Raw genomic sequence first — 20,628 nt, forward strand, 5'->3', positions numbered from 1 at the left:
AAGCAATCAAAAATTTATTGTCAACGCTTTTCTAAATTTTTTACATTACTGACTAAAGGCAAGTGAATAATAAACGAAGTCCAATTCTCATCCGACTGAGCAAAAATATAACCACCATGAAGATTCACAATATTTTGGGCAATCGCTAAGCCTAAACCAGTGCCACTAATTTCTTGTGAGCGAGAAGTGTCTGCTCGGTAAAAACGATCAAAAAGTTGGTCTAATGATTCACGGGGTATTGGTATACCGTTATTTTTCACTGTGATAACAGCTTCTGTATTTTCTCTCTCAATCGAAATAATAATTTGATCAGCTCCGCCACCGTATTTCAAAGCATTAGAAATGAGGTTATTAAAAACCCGCACTAATTTTTCTGTGTCCCCATCCATAAAGAGTTTTTTCTCTGTAGTTTTCACTTGAATCGTGACGTTTTTTTTGGTAGCTTCTAGTTCAAATTCAGTAGCTAGTTGCTCTAATAACTGCACCATGTCAAAGGAAATAAAATTCACAGGGACGCTTGGTTGACGGACTTTCGTATATTCAAATAAATCTTCTACTAAGGATTTCATCTGTTTAGCTTTGGAATAAGCAATGCCAGTATACTTACGTAATTCCTCTTCACTTTGATATTGACCATCTTCAATTAAACCTAAATAGCCGATAATTGAAGTCAATGGAGTACGGATATCGTGGCTGACGTTTGTTATTAATTCATCCTTAGAAGTTTCAATCGCCCGCTCATCTTCGATCGCAGCAACAGTACTATCAACTAAACCATTGATACTTGAAACTACTTTACTCAAATCCCCCCGCAATTCGAAAGGAATCCGGTAATTATAATTGCCATTAGCAATAAAATGTAATTCATTGATGATGTGACGCAGCTGCATTTGACGATAACGACGAATCAAACGCCAAAAGACGACTAAGGCATCCACTACTAAGAAAAAAGGAATAATAAAATAGCGGCCGCTTAAAAAAATATCGCTGTTGTAGTTGTTAGCAAAAATATTTCTAGAACGGTAGACTGCATCTTGTAAATCTGGCGAATTATTTAATAATTGAGAAATCAGTACCATTAATGCGACATTTAATAGAAGTAAAATAATTACCGTCACGATCCCTTCAGCAATTAATTCACTGATTTCCTTTGAAGTTAAAGTGATTCGCCGCTTTTTTTCTACTCTATTTGGCATCAATCTTGTATCCTACACCCCAAACTGTTTGAATGACTTTTTCACCGTCGGTTGCGTCTTCAATTTTATCCCGCAAGTGACTTACGTGAACCATAACAGTTTTTGCTGAAACGATACTTTCTTGTTTCCACACTCGTTCAAATATTTCATCGGCTGAGAAAACCCGATTTGGATGACTAGCTAATAAATACAAAATTCCAAACTCTAAAGCTGTTAGCTGGATTTCTTTGCCATCCATTGTTTTAACTTCATGGGAATCTTTGTTAATAATCAATGATTGGATTTCTAAAATATCCGGTTGTTCTTCGGCAACTGCCATTTTTGTTCGGCGTAACAAAGATTTTACCCGTGCCATTACTTCTAAAGGATTAAATGGTTTTGTTACATAATCATCTGCACCAGCAACCAATCCTTTAATTTTATCCATGTCGGTTGTTTTGGCAGTCAACATGATAATTGGGATTTGCGATTCTTTCCGCAATTCTTTGACAACTTGCATTCCATCCATCACTGGCATCATGATGTCCAAAATTAAAAGATCAATATCCGTAGTTGTCCGTAATTTACTTAATGCTTCCTTGCCATCATAAGCTTTCACAACTTCGTAACCTTCATTGTGTAAATAGATACTCAATAGTTCAACAATTTCTTTATCATCGTCTGCAACTAAAATTCTCATCTGTCTAATTCCTCCTATATAAGGGTATGATTCCATTTTACCAAAGAATCTTTAGGAAGTGAAAAAACATCACTACAGGTTAAGGAAAAATCAATAATAGAAATAGCGAAAGATATAATTTAGGGAACGCTGATTTCCATCAATTAAAGCAAAAAAAACGAACGAAAAAACACTGATTTATATTTATACATCGGGTTTAAAAAAAGTGAATAAAAATATTTTTTTTTCGTTGACCAACGCCTTGAAAACTGTTATATTATTTTATGTTCTCGTTGAGGACATGCCAATCAGAGCCATTAAATAGAAAATCTTCAAATTATTTTTTTGAAAATTAATTCAAAAAAGTTGTTGACTTTCACTTGGCAAGGTGATAAGATATAAAAGTTGCTGATGCAACAGAAATAGACCTTTGAAAACTGAACGAATAAGACGAACCAAATGTGTAGGGCGTTCCTATTTATAGGAACAAACAATACAAAGCAAGCAATATGCTAGCAACAAGTCAATTAATACAATTGAGCTAACAGTCGCAAGACTGTGCAAACTTTTTAATGAGAGTTTGATCCTGGCTCAGGACGAACGCTGGCGGCGTGCCTAATACATGCAAGTCGAACGCTTTTTCTTTCACCGGAGCTTGCTCCACCGAAAGAAAAGGAGTGGCGAACGGGTGAGTAACACGTGGGTAACCTACCCTCCAGCGGGGGATAACACTTGGAAACAGGTGCTAATACCGCATAACAGAGAAAACCGCCTGGTTTTCTTTTGAAAGGCGCAATTGCGTCACTGGAGGATGGACCCGCGGTGCATTAGCTAGTTGGTGAGGTAACGGCTCACCAAGGCAACGATGCATAGCCGACCTGAGAGGGTGATCGGCCACATTGGGACTGAGACACGGCCCAAACTCCTACGGGAGGCAGCAGTAGGGAATCTTCGGCAATGGACGAAAGTCTGACCGAGCAACGCCGCGTGAGTGAAGAAGGTTTTCGGATCGTAAAACTCTGTTGTCAGAGAAGAACAAGGATAAGAGTGGAAAGTTTATCCCTTGACGGTATCTGACCAGAAAGCCACGGCTAACTACGTGCCAGCAGCCGCGGTAATACGTAGGTGGCAAGCGTTGTCCGGATTTATTGGGCGTAAAGCGAGCGCAGGCGGTCTCTTAAGTCTGATGTGAAAGCCCCCGGCTCAACCGGGGAGGGTCATTGGAAACTGGGAGACTTGAGTGCAGAAGAGGAGAGTGGAATTCCATGTGTAGCGGTGAAATGCGTAGATATATGGAGGAACACCAGTGGCGAAGGCGGCTCTCTGGTCTGTAACTGACGCTGAGGCTCGAAAGCGTGGGGAGCAAACAGGATTAGATACCCTGGTAGTCCACGCCGTAAACGATGAGTGCTAAGTGTTGGAGGGTTTCCGCCCTTCAGTGCTGCAGCTAACGCATTAAGCACTCCGCCTGGGGAGTACGACCGCAAGGTTGAAACTCAAAGGAATTGACGGGGGCCCGCACAAGCGGTGGAGCATGTGGTTTAATTCGAAGCAACGCGAAGAACCTTACCAGGTCTTGACATCCTTTGACCACTCTAGAGATAGAGCTTCCCCTTCGGGGGCAAAGTGACAGGTGGTGCATGGTTGTCGTCAGCTCGTGTCGTGAGATGTTGGGTTAAGTCCCGCAACGAGCGCAACCCTTATTGTTAGTTGCCATCATTTAGTTGGGCACTCTAGCGAGACTGCCGGTGACAAACCGGAGGAAGGTGGGGATGACGTCAAATCATCATGCCCCTTATGACCTGGGCTACACACGTGCTACAATGGGAAGTACAACGAGTCGCGAAGTCGCAAGGCTAAGCTAATCTCTTAAAGCTTCTCTCAGTTCGGATTGTAGGCTGCAACTCGCCTACATGAAGCCGGAATCGCTAGTAATCGCGGATCAGCACGCCGCGGTGAATACGTTCCCGGGCCTTGTACACACCGCCCGTCACACCACGAGAGTTTGTAACACCCGAAGTCGGTGAGGTAACCTTTATGGAGCCAGCCGCCTAAGGTGGGATAGATGATTGGGGTGAAGTCGTAACAAGGTAGCCGTATCGGAAGGTGCGGCTGGATCACCTCCTTTCTAAGGAAAATTACGGAGACTACACAAGTTTATCTTTATTCGTTCAGTTTTGAGAGGTCTACTCTCAAATCGTTCATTGAAAACTGGATACAAAAAACAAACCAAAAATTTTTAAAACAAACCGAGAACACCGCGTTGAATGAGTTTTTTAATAGTTCAATTGCTTATTTTTATTTATTGGAACTCTATCGCTAGAGGGAAGATAAAGACCCAACCGTAAGGTTGATAAGGTTAAGTGAATAAGGGCGCACGGTGGATGCCTTGGCACTAGGAGCCGATGAAGGACGGGACTAACACCGATATGCTTCGGGGAGCTGTAAGTAAGCTTTGATCCGGAGATTTCCGAATGGGGAAACCCAGCATCTTTAACAGGATGTTACTGTTCAGTGAATACATAGCTGAATGGAGGTAGACGCAGAGAACTGAAACATCTAAGTACCTGCAGGAAGAGAAAGAAAAATCGATTCCCTGAGTAGCGGCGAGCGAAACGGGAAAAGCCCAAACCAAGAGGCTTGCCTCTTGGGGTTGTAGGACTCCGATATGGTAGTTGATTGAAATAATCGAAGGACCTGGAAAGGTCTGCGAGACAGGGTAAAAGCCCCGTAGATGAAATTTGAATCACACCTAGGAGGATCCTGAGTACGGCGGAACACGAGGAATTCCGTCGGAATCCGGGAGGACCATCTCCCAAGGCTAAATACTCCCTAGTGACCGATAGTGAACCAGTACCGTGAGGGAAAGGTGAAAAGCACCCCGGAAGGGGAGTGAAATAGATCCTGAAACCGTGTGCCTACAACAAGTCAAAGCCCGTTAATGGGTGATGGCGTGCCTTTTGTAGAATGAACCGGCGAGTTACGATCCCATGCGAGGTTAAGTCGAAGAGACGGAGCCGTAGCGAAAGCGAGTCTGAATAGGGCGAATGAGTATGTGGTCGTAGACCCGAAACCATGTGATCTACCCATGTCCAGGTTGAAGGTGCGGTAAAACGCACTGGAGGACCGAACCCACGTACGTTGAAAAGTGCGGGGATGAGGTGTGGGTAGCGGAGAAATTCCAAACGAACTTGGAGATAGCTGGTTCTCTCCGAAATAGCTTTAGGGCTAGCCTCAGAGTAAGAATGATGGAGGTAGAGCACTGTTTGGACTAGGGGCCCATCTCGGGTTACCGAATTCAGATAAACTCCGAATGCCATACATTTATCTCTGGGAGTCAGACTGTGAGTGATAAGATCCATAGTCGAAAGGGAAACAGCCCAGACCACCAGCTAAGGTCCCAAAATATATGTTAAGTGGAAAAGGATGTGGGGTTGCACAGACAACTAGGATGTTGGCTTAGAAGCAGCCACCATTTAAAGAGTGCGTAATAGCTCACTAGTCGAGTGACCCTGCGCCGAAAATGTACCGGGGCTAAACATATTACCGAAGCTGTGGATTACACCTTAGGGTGTAATGGTAGGAGAGCGTTCTAAGGGCGTTGAAGGTAGACCGTGAGGACTGCTGGAGCGCTTAGAAGTGAGAATGCCGGTATGAGTAGCGAAAGACAGGTGAGAATCCTGTCCACCGTATGACTAAGGTTTCCTGGGGAAGGCTCGTCCGCCCAGGGTTAGTCGGGACCTAAGCCGAGGCCGAAAGGCGTAGGCGATGGATAACAGGTTGATATTCCTGTACTCGTTGTTTTTGTTTGAGCAATGGAGGGACGCAGTAGGCTAAGAAATCAGACGATTGGAAATGTCTGTCTAAGCAATGAGTCTTAAGATGAGTCAAATGCTTATCTTTATAAGGACAAGTTGTGATGGGGAGGGAAATACAAGTACCGAAGTTTCTGATGTCACACTGCCAAGAAAAGCTTCTAGTGAGAAAACAATGACCCGTACCGTAAACCGACACAGGTAGTCGAGGAGAGTATCCTAAGGTGAGCGAGCGAACTCTCGTTAAGGAACTCGGCAAAATGACCCCGTAACTTCGGGAGAAGGGGTGCTGATCTAACGATCAGCCGCAGTGAATAGGCCCAAGCGACTGTTTATCAAAAACACAGGTCTCTGCAAAATCGAAAGATGAAGTATAGGGGCTGACGCCTGCCCGGTGCTGGAAGGTTAAGAGGAGTGCTTAGCGTAAGCGAAGGTACGAATTGAAGCCCCAGTAAACGGCGGCCGTAACTATAACGGTCCTAAGGTAGCGAAATTCCTTGTCGGGTAAGTTCCGACCCGCACGAAAGGCGTAACGATTTGGGCACTGTCTCAACGAGAGACTCGGTGAAATTTTAGTACCTGTGAAGATGCAGGTTACCCGCGACAGGACGGAAAGACCCCATGGAGCTTTACTGCAGTTTGATATTGAGTGTCTGTACCACATGTACAGGATAGGTAGGAGCCGTAGAAGTCGGGACGCTAGTTTCGACGGAGGCAATGGTGGGATACTACCCTTGTGTTATGGCCACTCTAACCCGCATCACTAATCGTGATGGGAGACAGTGTCAGATGGGCAGTTTGACTGGGGCGGTCGCCTCCTAAAGAGTAACGGAGGCGCCCAAAGGTTCCCTCAGAATGGTTGGAAATCATTCGCAGAGTGTAAAGGCACAAGGGAGCTTGACTGCGAGACCTACAAGTCGAGCAGGGACGAAAGTCGGGCTTAGTGATCCGGTGGTTCCGCATGGAAGGGCCATCGCTCAACGGATAAAAGCTACCCTGGGGATAACAGGCTTATCTCCCCCAAGAGTCCACATCGACGGGGAGGTTTGGCACCTCGATGTCGGCTCGTCGCATCCTGGGGCTGTAGTCGGTCCCAAGGGTTGGGCTGTTCGCCCATTAAAGCGGCACGCGAGCTGGGTTCAGAACGTCGTGAGACAGTTCGGTCCCTATCCGTCGCGGGCGTTGGAAATTTGAGAGGATCTGTCCTTAGTACGAGAGGACCGGGATGGACTTACCGCTGGTGTACCAGTTGTCTTGCCAAAGGCATCGCTGGGTAGCTATGTAGGGAAGGGATAAACGCTGAAAGCATCTAAGTGTGAAGCCCACCTCAAGATGAGATTTCCCATTTCTTAAAGAAAGTAAGATCCCTGAGAGAAGATCAGGTAGATAGGTCAGAAGTGGAAGTGCAGTGATGTACGGAGCGGACTGATACTAATCGATCGAGGACTTAACCAAGATAAAATGGACTCGGAAGTTAAAAAAAGATGGAATGTTTTTTGATCCAGTTTTGAGTGAGCGAAGTTTACTCAACTAAATAGTGTGGTGGCGATAGCAAGAAGGATACACCTGTTCCCATGTCGAACACAGAAGTTAAGCTTTTTAGCGCCGATCGTAGTGAGGGGTTGCCCCTTGTGAGAGTAGGACGTCGCCACGCGAATTTTTTGATTTATGGAGGTTTAGCTCAGCTGGGAGAGCATCTGCCTTACAAGCAGAGGGTCAGCGGTTCGAACCCGTTAACCTCCATATGAGCCGTTAGCTCAGTTGGTAGAGCATCTGACTTTTAATCAGAGGGTCACAGGTTCGAGCCCTGTACGGCTCATAAAGATATGCGGGTGTGGCGGAATTGGCAGACGCACTAGATTTAGGATCTAGCGCCTTCGGGCGTGGGGGTTCAAGTCCCTTCACCCGCATTAAATAAAACGCCGGCTTAGCTCAGTTGGTAGAGCATCTGATTTGTAATCAGAGGGTCGAGGGTTCAAGTCCTTTAGCCGGCACTTTTTTAAGAAAAGCAACGAAAGTTTGCGGAAATAGCTCAGTGGTAGAGCACCACCTTGCCAAGGTGGGGGTCGCGGGTTCGAACCCCGTTTTCCGCTTTCTCTGAAAAGACCAGGGACATGCCGGGGTGGCGGAACTGGCAGACGCACAGGACTTAAAATCCTGCGGTGAGTGATCACCGTACCGGTTCGATTCCGGTCCTCGGCATTAGTACGAATAATGATGCGCCCATAGCTCAACTGGATAGAGTGTTTGACTACGGATCAAAAGGTTAGGGGTTCGACTCCTCTTGGGCGCGTAGTCTTTTTTTATTTTTACGGGAAGTAGCTCAGCTTGGTAGAGCACTTGGTTTGGGACCAAGGGGTCGCAGGTTCGAATCCTGTCTTCCCGATTCTTAGAAGGTGAAAACCTTCTATTTTTTTTACTCATTTTTAAACAGATAAGCTATTACTCTTTCTTTCACATGCTAAATTCGTTATAATTAAGGTCAGAAATAGTCAACAGAAATAGATAATGGGAGAGGATAATAGTGAGTCGAAATACCTCAGATTCAATCGAAGCATATTTGAAGGGTATCTTAGAAGACCATGAAATAATTGAAATCAGGCGAGCGGAAATGGCTCAATTGTTTAATTGCGTACCTTCCCAAATTAATTACGTGATCAATACTCGTTTTACTTTTCAGAGGGGATATATTGTTGAAAGTAAGCGAGGTGGCGGTGGTTATATTCGGATTAGCAAAGTACAGATTTCCGATCAACACTATTTCTTAGAACAGTTAATGAATTCTTTTGGAACGGAAATTTCGGAAGCAAATGCTTTTGGAATTATTCAAAAATTATTTGAAGAGAAAATTGTGACGGAAAATGAAGGAAATTTAATGCTGAGTGCATTGTCGAAAAACACATTGGGAATTAGTCAAATTGAAAATAGATTACGGGCGCGTGTATTACATGGATTTTTAGAACGTTTGAGTTATGAAAAAAAGGAGTGAAATAGATGGATCAATTATATACTGAAAGAGCGAAAGCAGTCTTGACGATTGCCCAACAAGAAGCGAAGTATTTTAAACATCGTTCAGTTGGTTCAGAGCATTTATTATTGGCTTTAGTTATTGAACAACAGGGAATTGCCGGAAAAACCTTGCGTCAAATGAATTCTACAGAAGCAGATATTCGTGAAGAAATTGAAAATATGACTGGTTATGGTTCAGTGACCAATTATGCAGAAGGTAGTTATTTACCTTATTCACCGCGAGCAAAACAAATTTTGATTTTTGCTGATGATGAAGCCAAACGTTTCAATGCTAAATTGGTTGGAACTGAACATATTTTATTGGGCTTACTGCGGGATGATGAGATTTTGGCTTCTCATATTTTAGTCAATCTTGGATTAAGCTTACCTAAGATGCGTCAATTGCTATTACGTAAAATGGGCGTCAACGAATCGATGACTGGTAGCAATGGTCAAAACAATCGTAGAAAACCAGCGAAACAAGCGACAACCAATTCACAAGGGACGCCAACGCTTGATAGTTTGGCTCGTGATATGACCAAACTAGCTCGGGAAAAACGTTTAGATCCAGTGGTAGGTCGCGATAGTGAAGTTCGTCGTGTTGTTCAAATTTTAAGTCGCCGAACTAAAAATAATCCAGTTTTAGTGGGTGAACCCGGTGTTGGTAAGACAGCCATTGTAGAAGGCTTAGCTCAACGAATAATTACGGATGATGTGCCAGAAGACATGCGTGGAAAACGTCTAATGATGTTAGATATGGGCGCATTAGTAGCGGGTACAAAGTATCGTGGTGAATTTGAGGATCGTTTGAAAAAAGTGATTGATGAAATCTATAACGATGGCCAAATTATTTTATTTATTGATGAACTGCATACTTTAATTGGTGCCGGTGGTGCAGAAGGTGCGATCGATGCTTCAAATATTTTGAAACCAGCTTTGGCTCGTGGTGAATTGCAAACAATTGGTGCCACGACTTTAGATGAGTATCAAAAATATATTGAAAAAGATTCTGCATTGGAACGTCGTTTTGCCCGGGTACAGGTGGAAGAACCAACTCCTGAAGAAGCAGAAGAAATCTTAAAAGGCTTACGCCCACGTTATGAAGAACATCATGGGATTAAGATTACTGACGAAGCATTACATGCGGCGGTATCTTTATCAGTTCGTTATATTAATTCTCGTCAACTACCAGATAAAGCCATTGACTTAATGGATGAAAGTGGTGCGAAAGTCCGCTTAGATACGACAGATGAAGAATCTGAATTGGTAGAATTGAAACAAGAATTAGAAAACTTATCAGCAGAAAAAGAAAAAGCGATTCAAAACCAAGACTTTGAATCAGCTGCTCGTCTACGTTTGAAAGAAAAGCAAATGGCACAGGCTGTTGAAGCAGAAGCTTTAAAAGAAGCCAAACAAGAAAAAGGCTATGCGAATGAAGTAACAGAAGAAGATGTCGCTGCAGTGGTTTCTCAGTGGACCGGTGTGCCATTGCAACAATTAGAGAAAAAAGAAAGTCAACGGTTATTGGATTTAGAAAATGTATTGCATAAACGTGTGGTAGGACAAGAAGATGCCGTTAAAGCTATTTCGCGGGCAATTCGTCGGGCTCGGAGTGGTCTGAAAGATCCAAACCGACCAATTGGCTCATTTATGTTCTTAGGTCCAACTGGTGTGGGTAAAACAGAATTGGCGAAAGCATTAGCAGAAGCGATGTTTGGTTCTGAAGAATCATTGATTCGAGTAGATATGTCTGAATATATGGAAAAATTCAGTACGAGTCGGTTGATTGGTTCACCGCCAGGATATGTTGGTTATGACGAAGGTGGTCAGCTAACTGAAAAAATCCGTCAAAAACCTTATGCTGTCATTTTGCTAGATGAAGTTGAAAAAGCCCATCCAGATGTTTTCAATATCTTATTACAAGTTTTAGATGATGGCTACTTAACCGATGCAAAGGGTCGGCGAGTAGACTTTAGAAATACAATTTTAATTATGACATCAAATATCGGCGCCAGAGAAGTCCGCGAAGAAAAGAGTGTCGGCTTTGGAGCTAAAGATATCATGCAAGATCATGTCAGCATGGAAAAACGTATTTTTGAAGAATTGAAACGGACTTATCGTCCAGAATTCTTAAACCGAATTGATGAAACACTAGTATTCCAATCCCTTAATCAAGATCAAATTCATGAAATCGTGAAAATCATGAGCCAGTCAATTGTTGAGCGGATGACCGAGCACGAAATCAAAGTTAAAATTACACCGGCAGCAATCGATGTGATTGGAAAAGTTGGTTTTGATCCGGAATATGGCGCACGACCAATTCGTCGGGCACTCCAAAAAGAAGTCGAAGACCGTCTGGCTGAAGCTTTATTGTCGGGCTTAATTCAATTAGGTGATTCAGTGACTATTGGTGCCAGCAAAGGAAAGATTACTTTGACGGTAAAAAATGCTACTGAAGAAAAAGTTCCAGCTAAAGTATAATGACGAGAACGAGACTGTCAGAAGACAGTCTTGTTTTTTTTAATTTTTTCTCAAATCTATCATTTTATTGTTCAAAAAATGCTAACTTCGGTACAATAAGGCGGAGGAGTTGAGTAAATGAAACGTGCAATTTATCCAGGGATCATTGTGTTGGTAGCAATTTTATTTATTATGCCGCATTTTATTAGTCAAAATATGGTATTAGGGGCGGACGCGCTTTTTCATTACAATCGTTTTTATGAGACTGCGATGCAGATAAAACATCATAATTTTTCACCGTTTATTTCATTGTATGGTTTTCAGCAGTCTGCCCGAGTGGTTAATGCGGTCTATGGACCGGTATTTGCTTATTTTCAAGGATTATTAGTTTTAGCGGCAGGGACTTGGTTTCGCTATCAAATCCTGTCGAATTTTATTTTATATTTAGTTTCAGGTTTCTCTATGTATGGCTTATTACGTTATGGAAAAGTTAAACGACCTTTGGCGACATTGACAGCAATTATTTTTATGACTACTTATACGGTTTTATATTGGACGATTAATCAAGGCTTTACCAGTTGGGGAACTAGCTTGATGCCTTTATGTTTGTTGCCGATTGTCGATATGAGTATGCGGCATCGTTTTCCAGTAGTAAAAGTAGCTTTGAGTGTAGCAGTATTGACCCAGATTCATATGTTGTCGGCTATTATGTTAGGTTGGATTTATATACCTTTTTTCATTAGCTATTTAATAAAGTCAGATATTAAAAAAACACTATGGCAACTTGTAAAAGCAATCGGGCTGTATGTATTATTAACAGTCAATGTCTGGGCTAGTCTATTAATGATGAATTTAGGTAATCATTTGCAGTTTCCGTTTGTTAATTATCATATGAGTGACAAGGCAATTAATTTAAAAGGAAGTTATTGGTTGGATTATCCGCAAATACTAGTACCTTTAGTAATTGTGATGCTACTGATCTTTATTGTGACCCATAAAAAAATTCAAGGCTTTACCAAACAGTTGCTAGGCACGAGCTTGTTCTTTTTATTGTTGTCGACTAGTTTGATTCCGTGGACTTTTTTAGTCCAGCATCATGTACCTTTTGTGTCTTTGATTCAATTTCCGTTCCGTTTCTTTGAGCCTTTTACGATGTTGTTCTTATTTTTTGCAGCTAGTATGTTGGAGCAATTGATGTTCAAACGCTGGTGGCATGGAGTGATGGCAGTCATTTGTTTGCTGAGTGTCCTCGGATCGATTTCAACAATTAATTTGCGCTTGGCTCGATGGGATAATATTTCTTTAAATAAACCTCATACTTATCGGATGAAAAACGTTGAGGAAACCAAAAAGGATTTTTACAGTAAAGATTTACAGCTGGCTTTAGAAGATATGCAAAAATCTAGTCCAGACTATTTGCCAACCTATGACAGCGATCAGAAAAATAGTTACCAATTATATGGAGAACAAATAATTTTAAACGATAAGAATTTTGAAAAAACCGCTAAAAATGGTGAATTGACGGTCACTTGGGAGAGTAAAACAGCTGGCATGGCTCGTTTGCCGGTAATTGTCTATCGCCGCACGCAATTAAGTCAAAACGGCCAACCATTAAAATATACGGATTTATCAGAAATTGGTAGTCCGACAGTAACTGAAAAGGTTGGAAAAAATCAATTGACAGTGAAATATTTGGTACCGTGGTATATTTATTTGAGTTTTGCGGTGAGTGTGGTGAGTTGGTTCGGTTGTTTGATCTTTAGTTTGCGAGAAGTTCGTCGCTTCCAAAAATTTAGAAAATAAAAAGCAAATCCAACGAGGATTTGCTTTTTTTATTGGATGCTGCTTAAACTAATTTCTCCAGAAGACAAGGTCATTTGTTCACCATCGACATCCACCACTAGTTCGCCGGTATTAGTAATGGCAATAGCTGTGCCGTAATGAGTTTCTTTTTGACGAATGAAGCTGACTTTTTTTCCTAAGACAAAAGATTTTTTACGATAAGTTTCTAAGTATTCAGCGGGGTCGGCCGCTAATAGTTTGAAGAAACGTTGCCAAATTTCAATGATTAATTGATTGCGGGTAATTGTTGGCTGGCCATCAGGAAAAATTGAGCTCGCTTTGTCTTGAAGTTCTGTTGGAAAACTATTTTGGGGAATCGAAAAATTAATGCCCATGCCGATAATGATGTATTTGAGTGAATTTGTCTCCACATCGGTCATCGCTTCAGATAAGATACCGACGATTTTTCTACCGTTTAGATAAATATCGTTGACCCATTTGATTTGGCTGTCTTGTTGTGTTAATGCATCGATGACTTCAGCAACTGCAGCTGCCATTAGCACTGTATATTGTGGTAACTCAGCTAATTGTTCTTTTGGTTCTAATAACATGCTCATATAGATACCAGCTTTTTCTTTTGCGAAAAAGGGACGATTGAAGCGTCCACGAGGTGCTTCTTGCATGTCGGCTATGACAAGTAAAGGAGTCGGCGTGCCTTCTAAGACAGAGAGCTGAGCGTCTTTCATAGTAGAAGTAGAAGTCGCCAATACTTTTACAGCCACTCGGTTGTCTAAGCCTTGCTGGATTTCTTTTTGCTCTAAAATATCAGAAGGCTGATAGCGATAGCCATTAGCAGTATGTTGGATTAAATAGCCCTTTTTTTCCAGTTCTTTGATTGCTTTCCAGATGGCTGTACGGGAAACACCAATTTCTTTGGCTAATGTTTCGCCAGATAAGACATGATCAGCAGTCTTTAAGCGTTGTAATACGATTTCTTTGGTTGACACAGGCTCGTCTCCTTTTTAATTAGGAACTGTTTTATTCCTAGTCTATTTTTTCTCAGTGTATCAAAAAAAGGACGAGAAGAAAAATCTTCCCGTCCTAAAGAAGGATGAACCAGTTCTAGGCTAATAATAAAGCGTCGTCTTTTAATTCCACACCGGAATTTTTTTGGAAAAGCGTCATTAATTTTGGCACCGTCAAATCTTGTTTTTCTTCCTGTTTTAAATCTAAGGCAATTTGTCCTTGATGTAGCATAATCAGACGATTGCCATAACGAATCGCATCTTCCATATTGTGAGTCACCATGAAAGCTGTCAAATGGTGCTCGGTGATTAATTTTTGCGTTAATTCCATTACCGTAATGGAAGTCTTTGGATCTAATGCAGCGGTATGCTCATCTAGTAAAATTAAATCTGGTCGTTGTAAGGTAGCCATTAATAATGTGATGGCTTGGCGTTGACCACCTGATAATAAGCCGATTTCAGCATCTAAGCGATTTTCTAAATTCAAGTTTAAAGTCGCTAACTGTTCTTTGAAGAAGTTGCGGTTTTTACTTTTTACACCACGGCTGAATCCGCGTTTGTGACCACGTTTCATAGCTAAAGCAAGATTTTCTTCAACTGTTAAACGGACAGCTGTACCCATTTTAGGATCTTGGAAAACCCGGCTGATATATTTTGAGCGTTTAGTGACTGATTGTTTGGTAATCTCAGTATCATTTAGGAATAGTTGACCATCTTCCACAGGCAAAGTTCCTGCCACGCTATTTAATAAAGTCGATTTACCAGCACCATTTCCACCGATAATTGTAACGAAATCACCAGGTGAGAGAGCTAAGTCAATGCCGCGCAATACATGGTTCTCGTTGACAGTACCTTTTTCAAAAGTTTGATGTAAGTTACTAATTTTTAAGACTGGCTGCATTGCTTTTCTCTCCTTTTTTATTTTCTCGTTTCGAGCTTTTTCCGATGTTTAAGTTTAATTTTTCTCGAATTTGCGGTAATGATAGACAAATGACTAAGACTATCGCAGACGCTAATTTAGAATCTGACGGTTCGACATTCATTTCGAAAACCAAAGCTAAAATGAAACGGTATAAAATAGCGCCGACTACGATAGTTCCTAAACGAATCGCAATTGGTTTGTTACGTAATAATACTTCAGCGATGATGATTGAAGCCAAGCCGATAACGATGGTTCCAACACCAGAGTTTAAATCAGCAAAGCCATTGTTTTGGGCTAATAAAGCACCAGATAAAGCAATACAACCATTTGAAATCATGTAACCTAATAATTTCATGTTTTCAATCTTGATACCATTAGCTTCACTCATATCAGGATTGTCGCCAGTCGCACGAACTGCTAAACCAATCTCTGTCCGGAAGAATAAAATCAATAAGATGATAGCAATTAATGCAATCAGCAAACCAATTAAAATGACTGAGTTGTTACGGGAAAGCCCTAAAGTTTGAACCCCGCTAAACAAAGTATCTTCTCCTAATAAAGCAATGTTTGGTGCCCCCATCACACGAGATGTGATTGAGTATAAACCGGTCATGGTGATGATCCCTGCCAATAAAGGAGGTATTTTAAATTTTGTGTTTAAAATACCGGTTACTAAGCCAGCAGCCATCCCGCCGACAAATGCCAATAAAGTAGCAGCAACTGGATTTAGACCATTAACGATTCCGACTGCTGCAATCCCCCCGCCTAATGGGAAACTACCTTCAGCTGTTAAATCGGCAATGTCTAAAATTCTAAAAGTAAACCAGACCCCAATCGCCAACAGCGACCATAATAATCCTTGCGATGTGGCTGATAATAATAATCCTAAAATATTACTCATGATTCATCCTTCTTTCTGGTTCTTCTTTTTAAGGTTCTTTGATTGTTTCAGGGTCGATGCCTAATGCTTCGGCCATATCTTTATTCACGACTAATTCTAAATTATCTGATTCTTCAACAGGCATATCAGCAGGTGTTGCATCGCCATCTAAGATTTTAGCAGCCATCTTACCAGTTTGTTCACCTAATGATTCATAGTTAATGCCGACTGTTGCTAAACCACCAGTATCGATTTGTTCAGTAGAACCAGCAACTAGCGGAATTTTATGTTCTTTTACGACTTCGCCGATGACTGAGGCAGCAGAGGCAAAGGTATTATCAGTTGGAACGTAAATGCCATCAGTTGATGTTGCTAATGATTCTGTTACTTGCTGGACATCATTAGTGGTGTTGGCTGTTTTGACTTCGACCTTAACGCCAGCTTTTTTTAACGCTTCTTCAGCTAAATCTGCTTGGATTTTTGAATTGGCTTCACCTGCGTTATACATAATGCCAATGGTTTCAGCGTCAGGTACGATTGAAAGTAGTAAAGCAATTTGTTTGTCGATAGGCACCATGTCAGTTGTTCCAGTGATATTGCCGCCAGGTTTCTTGTCGCTTTTAACTAATTTTGCTTCTTTTAAATCGGTGACTGCTGTTACGGTAATTGGAATTTCGGTTGTCGCAGTTGCTAAACTTTGTGCTGCTGGTGTAGCAATCGCCAAAAGTAAGTCTGGATCTTCTTTGACTAATTTTTCGCTCATACTTTTTAGATTGTCTTGGTTGTTTTGGGCATTTTGATAATCAATTTCCAAGTTTTCGCCTTCGGTATAACCACCAGCCTCAAGCCCTTTTTTGAATCCTTCATAAGCATTGTCTAATGAAGCATGTTCAACTAATTGTAAAACACCGACCCGTTTTGTTTCGCTGTCTCCGTCCGTATTGTTTGAACCACATGCTCCTAATACCAATAAACTAATTAATCCCATGCCTGCTAATATTTTTTTCATAATTATTCTCTCCTTTTTTAAATAAAAATCACCCACCTAGAAAGACTAAGTGGGTGATGAATCTACCAAGAGTTTATAATTCCCCTTAGCCACTTAGTACGTCTACGTGGCTGGGTATTGCAAAAAGCTCTAGCCATCATAGATAAACACAAACCTTGACTGTTTGCATCCATCTTGATGAATACAAACACTATCTAAAATAGCTAAAGTAATAGCGGTTATTCAGTTGTGAATGGCACTTATTTAATTGCTGATTCATAAAAAATAACCTCCAACTGTTTGATGTATATGAGTATACGATAAGAAATATTAGAAGTCAATAATAAAATATCAAAATTCTGACAATTTAGTTTACGATGAACCATCTTATATAGTAAGAAAAAATTAAAAAATTATTTTTCAAGCAAATTATTACCGTATCTGTTGGAATCTGATTATAGTGTAGAAAAAGGGGGAGAATAATATGGCAGAAGAAAAAGCAATATTTGCCGGTGGCTGTTTCTGGTGTATGGTAAAACCATTTGATAGTCAACCTGGTATTAAGAAAGTTGTCTCAGGGTACACCGGTGGACATACTGTAAACCCGACTTATCAAGAAGTTTCCAGTGGTCTAACTGGTCATACGGAAGCAGTTGAGATTACTTATGATCCCGATGTGATTGGTTATGATCAATTAGTCGAAACCTATTGGCAACAAACCGACCCAACGGATGCCTTTGGTCAATTTGCTGACCGAGGAGATTCTTATCGTCCAGTTATCTTTTATCAAAATGAAGACCAACGAGAAATCGCCGAAGCTTCAAAAGAAAAACTGCAAAATAGTGGGCGTTTTAAAGAGCCGATCGTTACTAAAATTGAACCTGCTCAAACCTTCTATCCAGCAGAAGACTATCATCAAGATTATTACCGTACCAACTCAGCCCACTATAATGCCTATTCTGAAGGATCTGGCCGTGCCGGCTTTATTCGTCAAAACTGGAAAAAATAGCGTCTGACAAAAATAAATAATAATCCAATAAATAAAAAAGGCAGAAAAGGTAACACTTTCTGTCTTTTTTTATGATAGACAGCATAAATAATTCCAGTCAAAGAAGCAATAAAAAGTAAGAGCAATAATTCAAAGCCACTTAAAAATAAGCTCCAAAATCCTACCACCCACAAATCCCCTAACCCGATACTTTTTGGCAAGACAATTTGTAAAAAGAGAAAACAAACTACAATGACCAATGGATGGGCCCAGTAAATTTGAATATTTAAAGGAATAGCAGCTAATAAAATAACCCCGCTAGTCAAAATAAACCAGCGCATTTCCACAATCAAATAACGATAATCAATGACTGCTAAAACGAGTACAGATAGAATAAAAAATAAATACCAGCAATTTTCAAACGTATACTCTGTTAGAAAAAACCAACAAGCCCCGCCACAAAAAAGTTCGAACAAGAAGGTTTCCAAAGGAATTTTACTGCCACAATGACGACAGCGGAATTTTTGACGTAAAATTGAGACAATCGGAATCATTTCGAGTGGTTTCAAAGGAGTCTGACAGTCAAAACAATAAGAAGCAGGGCGAGCAACGGAAATTTTTTGTGGTAACCGTTGACTAACTAAACATAGAAAAGACCCAATGATTGTCCCAAAAATAAAACGCAGCATGACGATTTGCCCCCTTTAGATAAAGGTACGCGAAATACTGAGATTACTGAAAATTTACTTTTGTTTTTCGGCGGTTATTTTTAGCATGGTCTGCTTTTATCATATGGCATAGCGCATCAATCGTTTTAATTTCACCATGACTTCGATAAAGAAAATTCCGCAATTCCTTAAGATCTTCATCAATATATGCATCATCTAAAAATTCTTTGACAAATTTTGTGCGTTTATTTTTTCTAGTGGTGGTGATATAGTCAGCTTCTTCTTTCATTGAAAAGAAGACCGATTTGAGTTTTGCTTCAATTTGGCAAGCCAATTCAATCGATATCTGTGGTGCTTGCTGATCAAGCTGACCCATCCATTCTTGCAAGACAATGCCGCCTAGCTTAAATTCTGTTGGATGAATGATTCGATATAAAAACCATTTATTTTCAACATTACAAAGATAATCTACTTTTATCGGTAAATTAAAGTCAAATGCTTCCACGGCCTGATTATATTCAGAGATATTTTTAGTTAAAATTTCTAAATAAATTTTTGGAATTGCTTGCTGATGATTTTGTGTGACATAGACTTCACGTGGTTTAACAAAATATTGTATTTTATAAATGAATTCTTGTTTGTGTAATAAGCGAGAAAGATCATAAATACTTTTTACTCGGATGGCTTGATTAAGAATATCCGTTTGCAGATGAATTTCGATCGTAGTGATACCTATGCGATCTAGATGATTTTGTGTTTTAGTGATTTTTTTTGACCAGTTGTCCATAGTTCGTCTCAGTCCCTTCTCAAAAAATATACGCAAAAAAATCCCAACGGTAAAAAACCGCTGGGAAATAAAATTATAATTCTTTTTTTGCTAAGTCAATTTGAGCTTTGACCTGATCAAAACCTGTTCCGCCAAAAGAATGACGACGGATGACCGCTGTTTTAGACGCTAAAGTATCATAAATATCAACTTCGATTAACGGCGTAATCGCTTGGTATTCTTCCAACGGCACATCTTGTAGATAAATGCCTTTTTGCGTGCAATCTAAGACTAATTTGCCGACAATTTCATGGGCTTGACGGAATGGAATCCCACGAGTAGCTAAATAATCAGCTAATTCAGTCGCATTTGAGAAATCTTTTTCTGTTGATTCGGCCATGTGAATAGTATTGACAGACATAGTTGCAATCATTCCAGTCATGATTTCTAAACTGGTTGCCACAGTATGGACGGTATCAAACATGCCTTCTTTATCTTCTTGCAAATCTTTGTTATAAGCTAGCGGCAAACCTTTCATGACAGTCAATAAACCAATCAAATCACCAAAGACCCGGCCGCTTTTTCCTCGAATTAATTCAGCCATATCAGGATTTTTTTTCTGAGGCATAATCGAGCTTCCAGTAGAAAAAGTATCGGTTAATTCTACAAATTTAAACTCATTACTACACCATAAAATGATTTCCTCACAAAACCGCGAAAGATGCATCATTAAAATCGAGCTGTTACTTAAAAATTCCAAGATAAAATCTCGGTCGCTTACACCATCTAAACTATTGTTATATGGTGCCGCGAAACCCAATTCCTCTGTTGTCATAAAGCGATCAATCGGAAAAGTTGTTCCGGCTAAAGCTGCTGAACCTAAAGGAGACAGATCAATCCGCTTCAAGCTTTCTTCTAGACGAGCTTGGTCGCGACTAAGCATTCCGTAATAAGCCATCAAATGATGACCAAAAGAAATCGGCTGGGCATGTTGCAGGTGGGTATAACCAGGCATGATGGTTTCCACATGTTCCTCGGCTTTTTCCACTAAAACTCTTCGGAAATCAGTCATTTTTTCGATGATGTCTTGTACGTGTTCCTTCAAATATAAATGCATATCAGTTGCTACTTGGTCATTACGTGAACGGGCAGTATGAAGTTTCCCCGCGACAAGGCCAATTTCGTCAGTTAACATTTTTTCTAAGTTTAAATGAATGTCTTCGTTTTCGATGGTAAAAGTGACTTCGTTATTCGCTACTTTTTCAGCTAAGATATTTAACCCTTTGGTAATTTCAGATGCTTCTTCAGTGGTAATGATACCAGTTGCGCCTAGCATTTTTACGTGGGCTAGACTGCCGATAATATCTTGTTTGGCTAATTTTTGATCAAAAGGAATCGATGCGCCAAATGCATCAATCCAAGCTTCGTTTTTGCCGTCGAAACGACCGCCCCAAAGTTTTGCCATAATTCA

The 20,628-nt window shown here is 40.7% G+C and carries 13 protein-coding genes, 8 tRNA genes and 3 rRNA genes; 15 read left to right on the top strand and 9 right to left on the bottom strand.

Annotation, left to right across the window (positions count from 1 at the left end):
* Positions 1-20 precede the first annotated feature (20 nt).
* Together ACVWNY_RS00105 and croR are read right to left on the bottom strand one after the other, a co-directional pair.
* Positions 21-1,196 (bottom strand): sensor histidine kinase, encoded by a 1,176-nt coding sequence (locus tag ACVWNY_RS00105; protein WP_438719126.1) that lies wholly within the window; start codon positions 1,194-1,196, stop codon positions 21-23.
* On the bottom strand, positions 1,186-1,875 hold the full coding sequence (gene croR, locus ACVWNY_RS00110) for a response regulator transcription factor CroR (RefSeq protein ID WP_218327423.1): 690 nt from the start codon (positions 1,873-1,875) through the stop codon (positions 1,186-1,188). Before croR ends, ACVWNY_RS00105 begins: the two co-directional genes overlap by 11 nt.
* A 547-nt stretch (positions 1,876-2,422) precedes the next feature.
* Between croR and ACVWNY_RS00115 the strand changes: the two genes are divergently transcribed.
* The 14 genes from ACVWNY_RS00115 to ACVWNY_RS00180 all read left to right on the top strand — a co-directional run bounded on the left by ACVWNY_RS00115 (position 2,423) and on the right by ACVWNY_RS00180 (position 12,941).
* Positions 2,423-3,982 (top strand): 16S ribosomal RNA (locus ACVWNY_RS00115).
* A gap of 229 nt (positions 3,983-4,211) precedes the next feature.
* Positions 4,212-7,124: ribosomal RNA gene (locus tag ACVWNY_RS00120) — 23S ribosomal RNA — on the top strand.
* Between the two features lie 83 nt (positions 7,125-7,207).
* Positions 7,208-7,323 (top strand): 5S ribosomal RNA (rrf, locus tag ACVWNY_RS00125).
* Together the 16S, 23S and 5S rRNA genes with 8 tRNA genes alongside form the textbook arrangement of a ribosomal RNA operon.
* A gap of 16 nt (positions 7,324-7,339) precedes the next feature.
* Positions 7,340-7,412, top strand: a tRNA-Val gene (locus tag ACVWNY_RS00130).
* Positions 7,413-7,415: 3 nt separating this feature from the next.
* Positions 7,416-7,488 (top strand) — tRNA-Lys (locus ACVWNY_RS00135).
* Between the two features lie 9 nt (positions 7,489-7,497).
* Positions 7,498-7,579, top strand: a tRNA-Leu gene (locus tag ACVWNY_RS00140).
* 11 nt (positions 7,580-7,590) lie between these two features.
* A tRNA-Thr gene (locus tag ACVWNY_RS00145) sits at positions 7,591-7,663 on the top strand.
* 27 nt (positions 7,664-7,690) lie between these two features.
* Positions 7,691-7,762 (top strand) — tRNA-Gly (locus ACVWNY_RS00150).
* A gap of 23 nt (positions 7,763-7,785) precedes the next feature.
* Positions 7,786-7,871 (top strand) — tRNA-Leu (locus ACVWNY_RS00155).
* 17 nt (positions 7,872-7,888) lie between these two features.
* A tRNA-Arg gene (locus tag ACVWNY_RS00160) sits at positions 7,889-7,962 on the top strand.
* 19 nt (positions 7,963-7,981) lie between these two features.
* Positions 7,982-8,055: transfer RNA gene (locus ACVWNY_RS00165), tRNA-Pro, on the top strand.
* A gap of 135 nt (positions 8,056-8,190) precedes the next feature.
* Complete coding sequence (locus ACVWNY_RS00170; protein WP_218327166.1) at positions 8,191-8,658, top strand: CtsR family transcriptional regulator; 468 nt, start codon at positions 8,191-8,193, stop codon at positions 8,656-8,658.
* Positions 8,659-8,663: 5 nt separating this feature from the next.
* The gene (locus tag ACVWNY_RS00175; RefSeq protein ID WP_438719125.1) at positions 8,664-11,159 is read left to right on the top strand and encodes an ATP-dependent Clp protease ATP-binding subunit; all 2,496 of its coding nucleotides are present in this window, start codon (positions 8,664-8,666) and stop codon (positions 11,157-11,159) included.
* A gap of 117 nt (positions 11,160-11,276) precedes the next feature.
* Entirely contained in the window at positions 11,277-12,941 is a 1,665-nt protein-coding gene (locus ACVWNY_RS00180) for a hypothetical protein (protein WP_218327152.1), read from the top strand.
* A gap of 29 nt (positions 12,942-12,970) precedes the next feature.
* Here the strand turns inward: ACVWNY_RS00180 and ACVWNY_RS00185 are convergent, their stop codons facing one another.
* The 4 genes from ACVWNY_RS00185 to ACVWNY_RS00200 all read right to left on the bottom strand — a co-directional run bounded on the left by ACVWNY_RS00185 (position 12,971) and on the right by ACVWNY_RS00200 (position 16,759).
* Positions 12,971-13,927 carry a biotin--[acetyl-CoA-carboxylase] ligase gene (locus ACVWNY_RS00185; protein WP_454071480.1) on the bottom strand — a complete coding sequence of 319 codons (957 nt, stop codon included), beginning with the start codon at positions 13,925-13,927 and terminating at the stop codon, positions 12,971-12,973.
* A gap of 115 nt (positions 13,928-14,042) precedes the next feature.
* Positions 14,043-14,846 (bottom strand): ABC transporter ATP-binding protein, encoded by an 804-nt coding sequence (locus ACVWNY_RS00190; RefSeq protein WP_218327150.1) that lies wholly within the window; start codon positions 14,844-14,846, stop codon positions 14,043-14,045.
* A complete protein-coding gene (locus tag ACVWNY_RS00195) occupies positions 14,824-15,768 on the bottom strand; it encodes an ABC transporter permease (RefSeq protein WP_218327149.1) in 945 nt (314 codons plus the stop codon). The genes ACVWNY_RS00190 and ACVWNY_RS00195 overlap by 23 nt, the downstream gene beginning before the upstream one ends.
* 28 nt (positions 15,769-15,796) lie before the next feature.
* Positions 15,797-16,759, bottom strand: a complete 963-nt coding sequence (locus ACVWNY_RS00200) for an ABC transporter substrate-binding protein (RefSeq protein ID WP_218327165.1) — start codon at positions 16,757-16,759, stop codon at positions 15,797-15,799.
* 460 nt (positions 16,760-17,219) lie between these two features.
* Here ACVWNY_RS00200 and msrA point away from each other — a divergent pair, with 460 nt between their 5' ends.
* On the top strand, positions 17,220-17,744 hold the full coding sequence (gene msrA / locus ACVWNY_RS00205; RefSeq protein ID WP_218327148.1) for a peptide-methionine (S)-S-oxide reductase MsrA: 525 nt from the start codon (positions 17,220-17,222) through the stop codon (positions 17,742-17,744).
* On the opposite strand, the gene ACVWNY_RS00210 is transcribed toward msrA, so the two are convergent.
* The 3 genes from ACVWNY_RS00210 to argH form a co-directional block, all read right to left on the bottom strand.
* Entirely contained in the window at positions 17,726-18,412 is a 687-nt protein-coding gene (locus tag ACVWNY_RS00210) for a prepilin peptidase (RefSeq protein ID WP_218327147.1), read from the bottom strand. The genes msrA and ACVWNY_RS00210 overlap by 19 nt on opposite strands.
* 43 nt (positions 18,413-18,455) lie before the next feature.
* A complete protein-coding gene (locus ACVWNY_RS00215) occupies positions 18,456-19,178 on the bottom strand; it encodes a hypothetical protein (RefSeq protein WP_218327146.1) in 723 nt (240 codons plus the stop codon).
* A 73-nt stretch (positions 19,179-19,251) separates the two neighbouring features.
* Complete coding sequence (argH, locus tag ACVWNY_RS00220; protein ID WP_438719119.1) at positions 19,252-20,622, bottom strand: argininosuccinate lyase; 1,371 nt, start codon at positions 20,620-20,622, stop codon at positions 19,252-19,254.
* Between the last annotated feature and the right edge of the window lie 6 nt (positions 20,623-20,628).

The organism is Enterococcus sp. JNUCC 77 (assembly GCF_054819945.1).

Coding starts and splice junctions, on each gene's coding strand:
- ACVWNY_RS00105 (WP_438719126.1), bottom strand. CDS start 1,196: ATGCCAAATAGAGTAGAAAAAAAGCGGCGAATCACTTTAACTTCAAAG.
- croR (WP_218327423.1), bottom strand. CDS start 1,875: ATGAGAATTTTAGTTGCAGACGATGATAAAGAAATTGTTGAACTATTG.
- ACVWNY_RS00175 (WP_438719125.1), top strand. CDS start 8,664: ATGGATCAATTATATACTGAAAGAGCGAAAGCAGTCTTGACGATTGCC.
- ACVWNY_RS00180 (WP_218327152.1), top strand. CDS start 11,277: ATGAAACGTGCAATTTATCCAGGGATCATTGTGTTGGTAGCAATTTTA.
- ACVWNY_RS00190 (WP_218327150.1), bottom strand. CDS start 14,846: ATGCAGCCAGTCTTAAAAATTAGTAACTTACATCAAACTTTTGAAAAA.
- ACVWNY_RS00195 (WP_218327149.1), bottom strand. CDS start 15,768: ATGAGTAATATTTTAGGATTATTATTATCAGCCACATCGCAAGGATTA.
- msrA (WP_218327148.1), top strand. CDS start 17,220: ATGGCAGAAGAAAAAGCAATATTTGCCGGTGGCTGTTTCTGGTGTATG.
- ACVWNY_RS00210 (WP_218327147.1), bottom strand. CDS start 18,412: ATGCTGCGTTTTATTTTTGGGACAATCATTGGGTCTTTTCTATGTTTA.
- ACVWNY_RS00215 (WP_218327146.1), bottom strand. CDS start 19,178: ATGGACAACTGGTCAAAAAAAATCACTAAAACACAAAATCATCTAGAT.
- argH (WP_438719119.1), bottom strand. CDS start 20,622: ATGGCAAAACTTTGGGGCGGTCGTTTCGACGGCAAAAACGAAGCTTGG.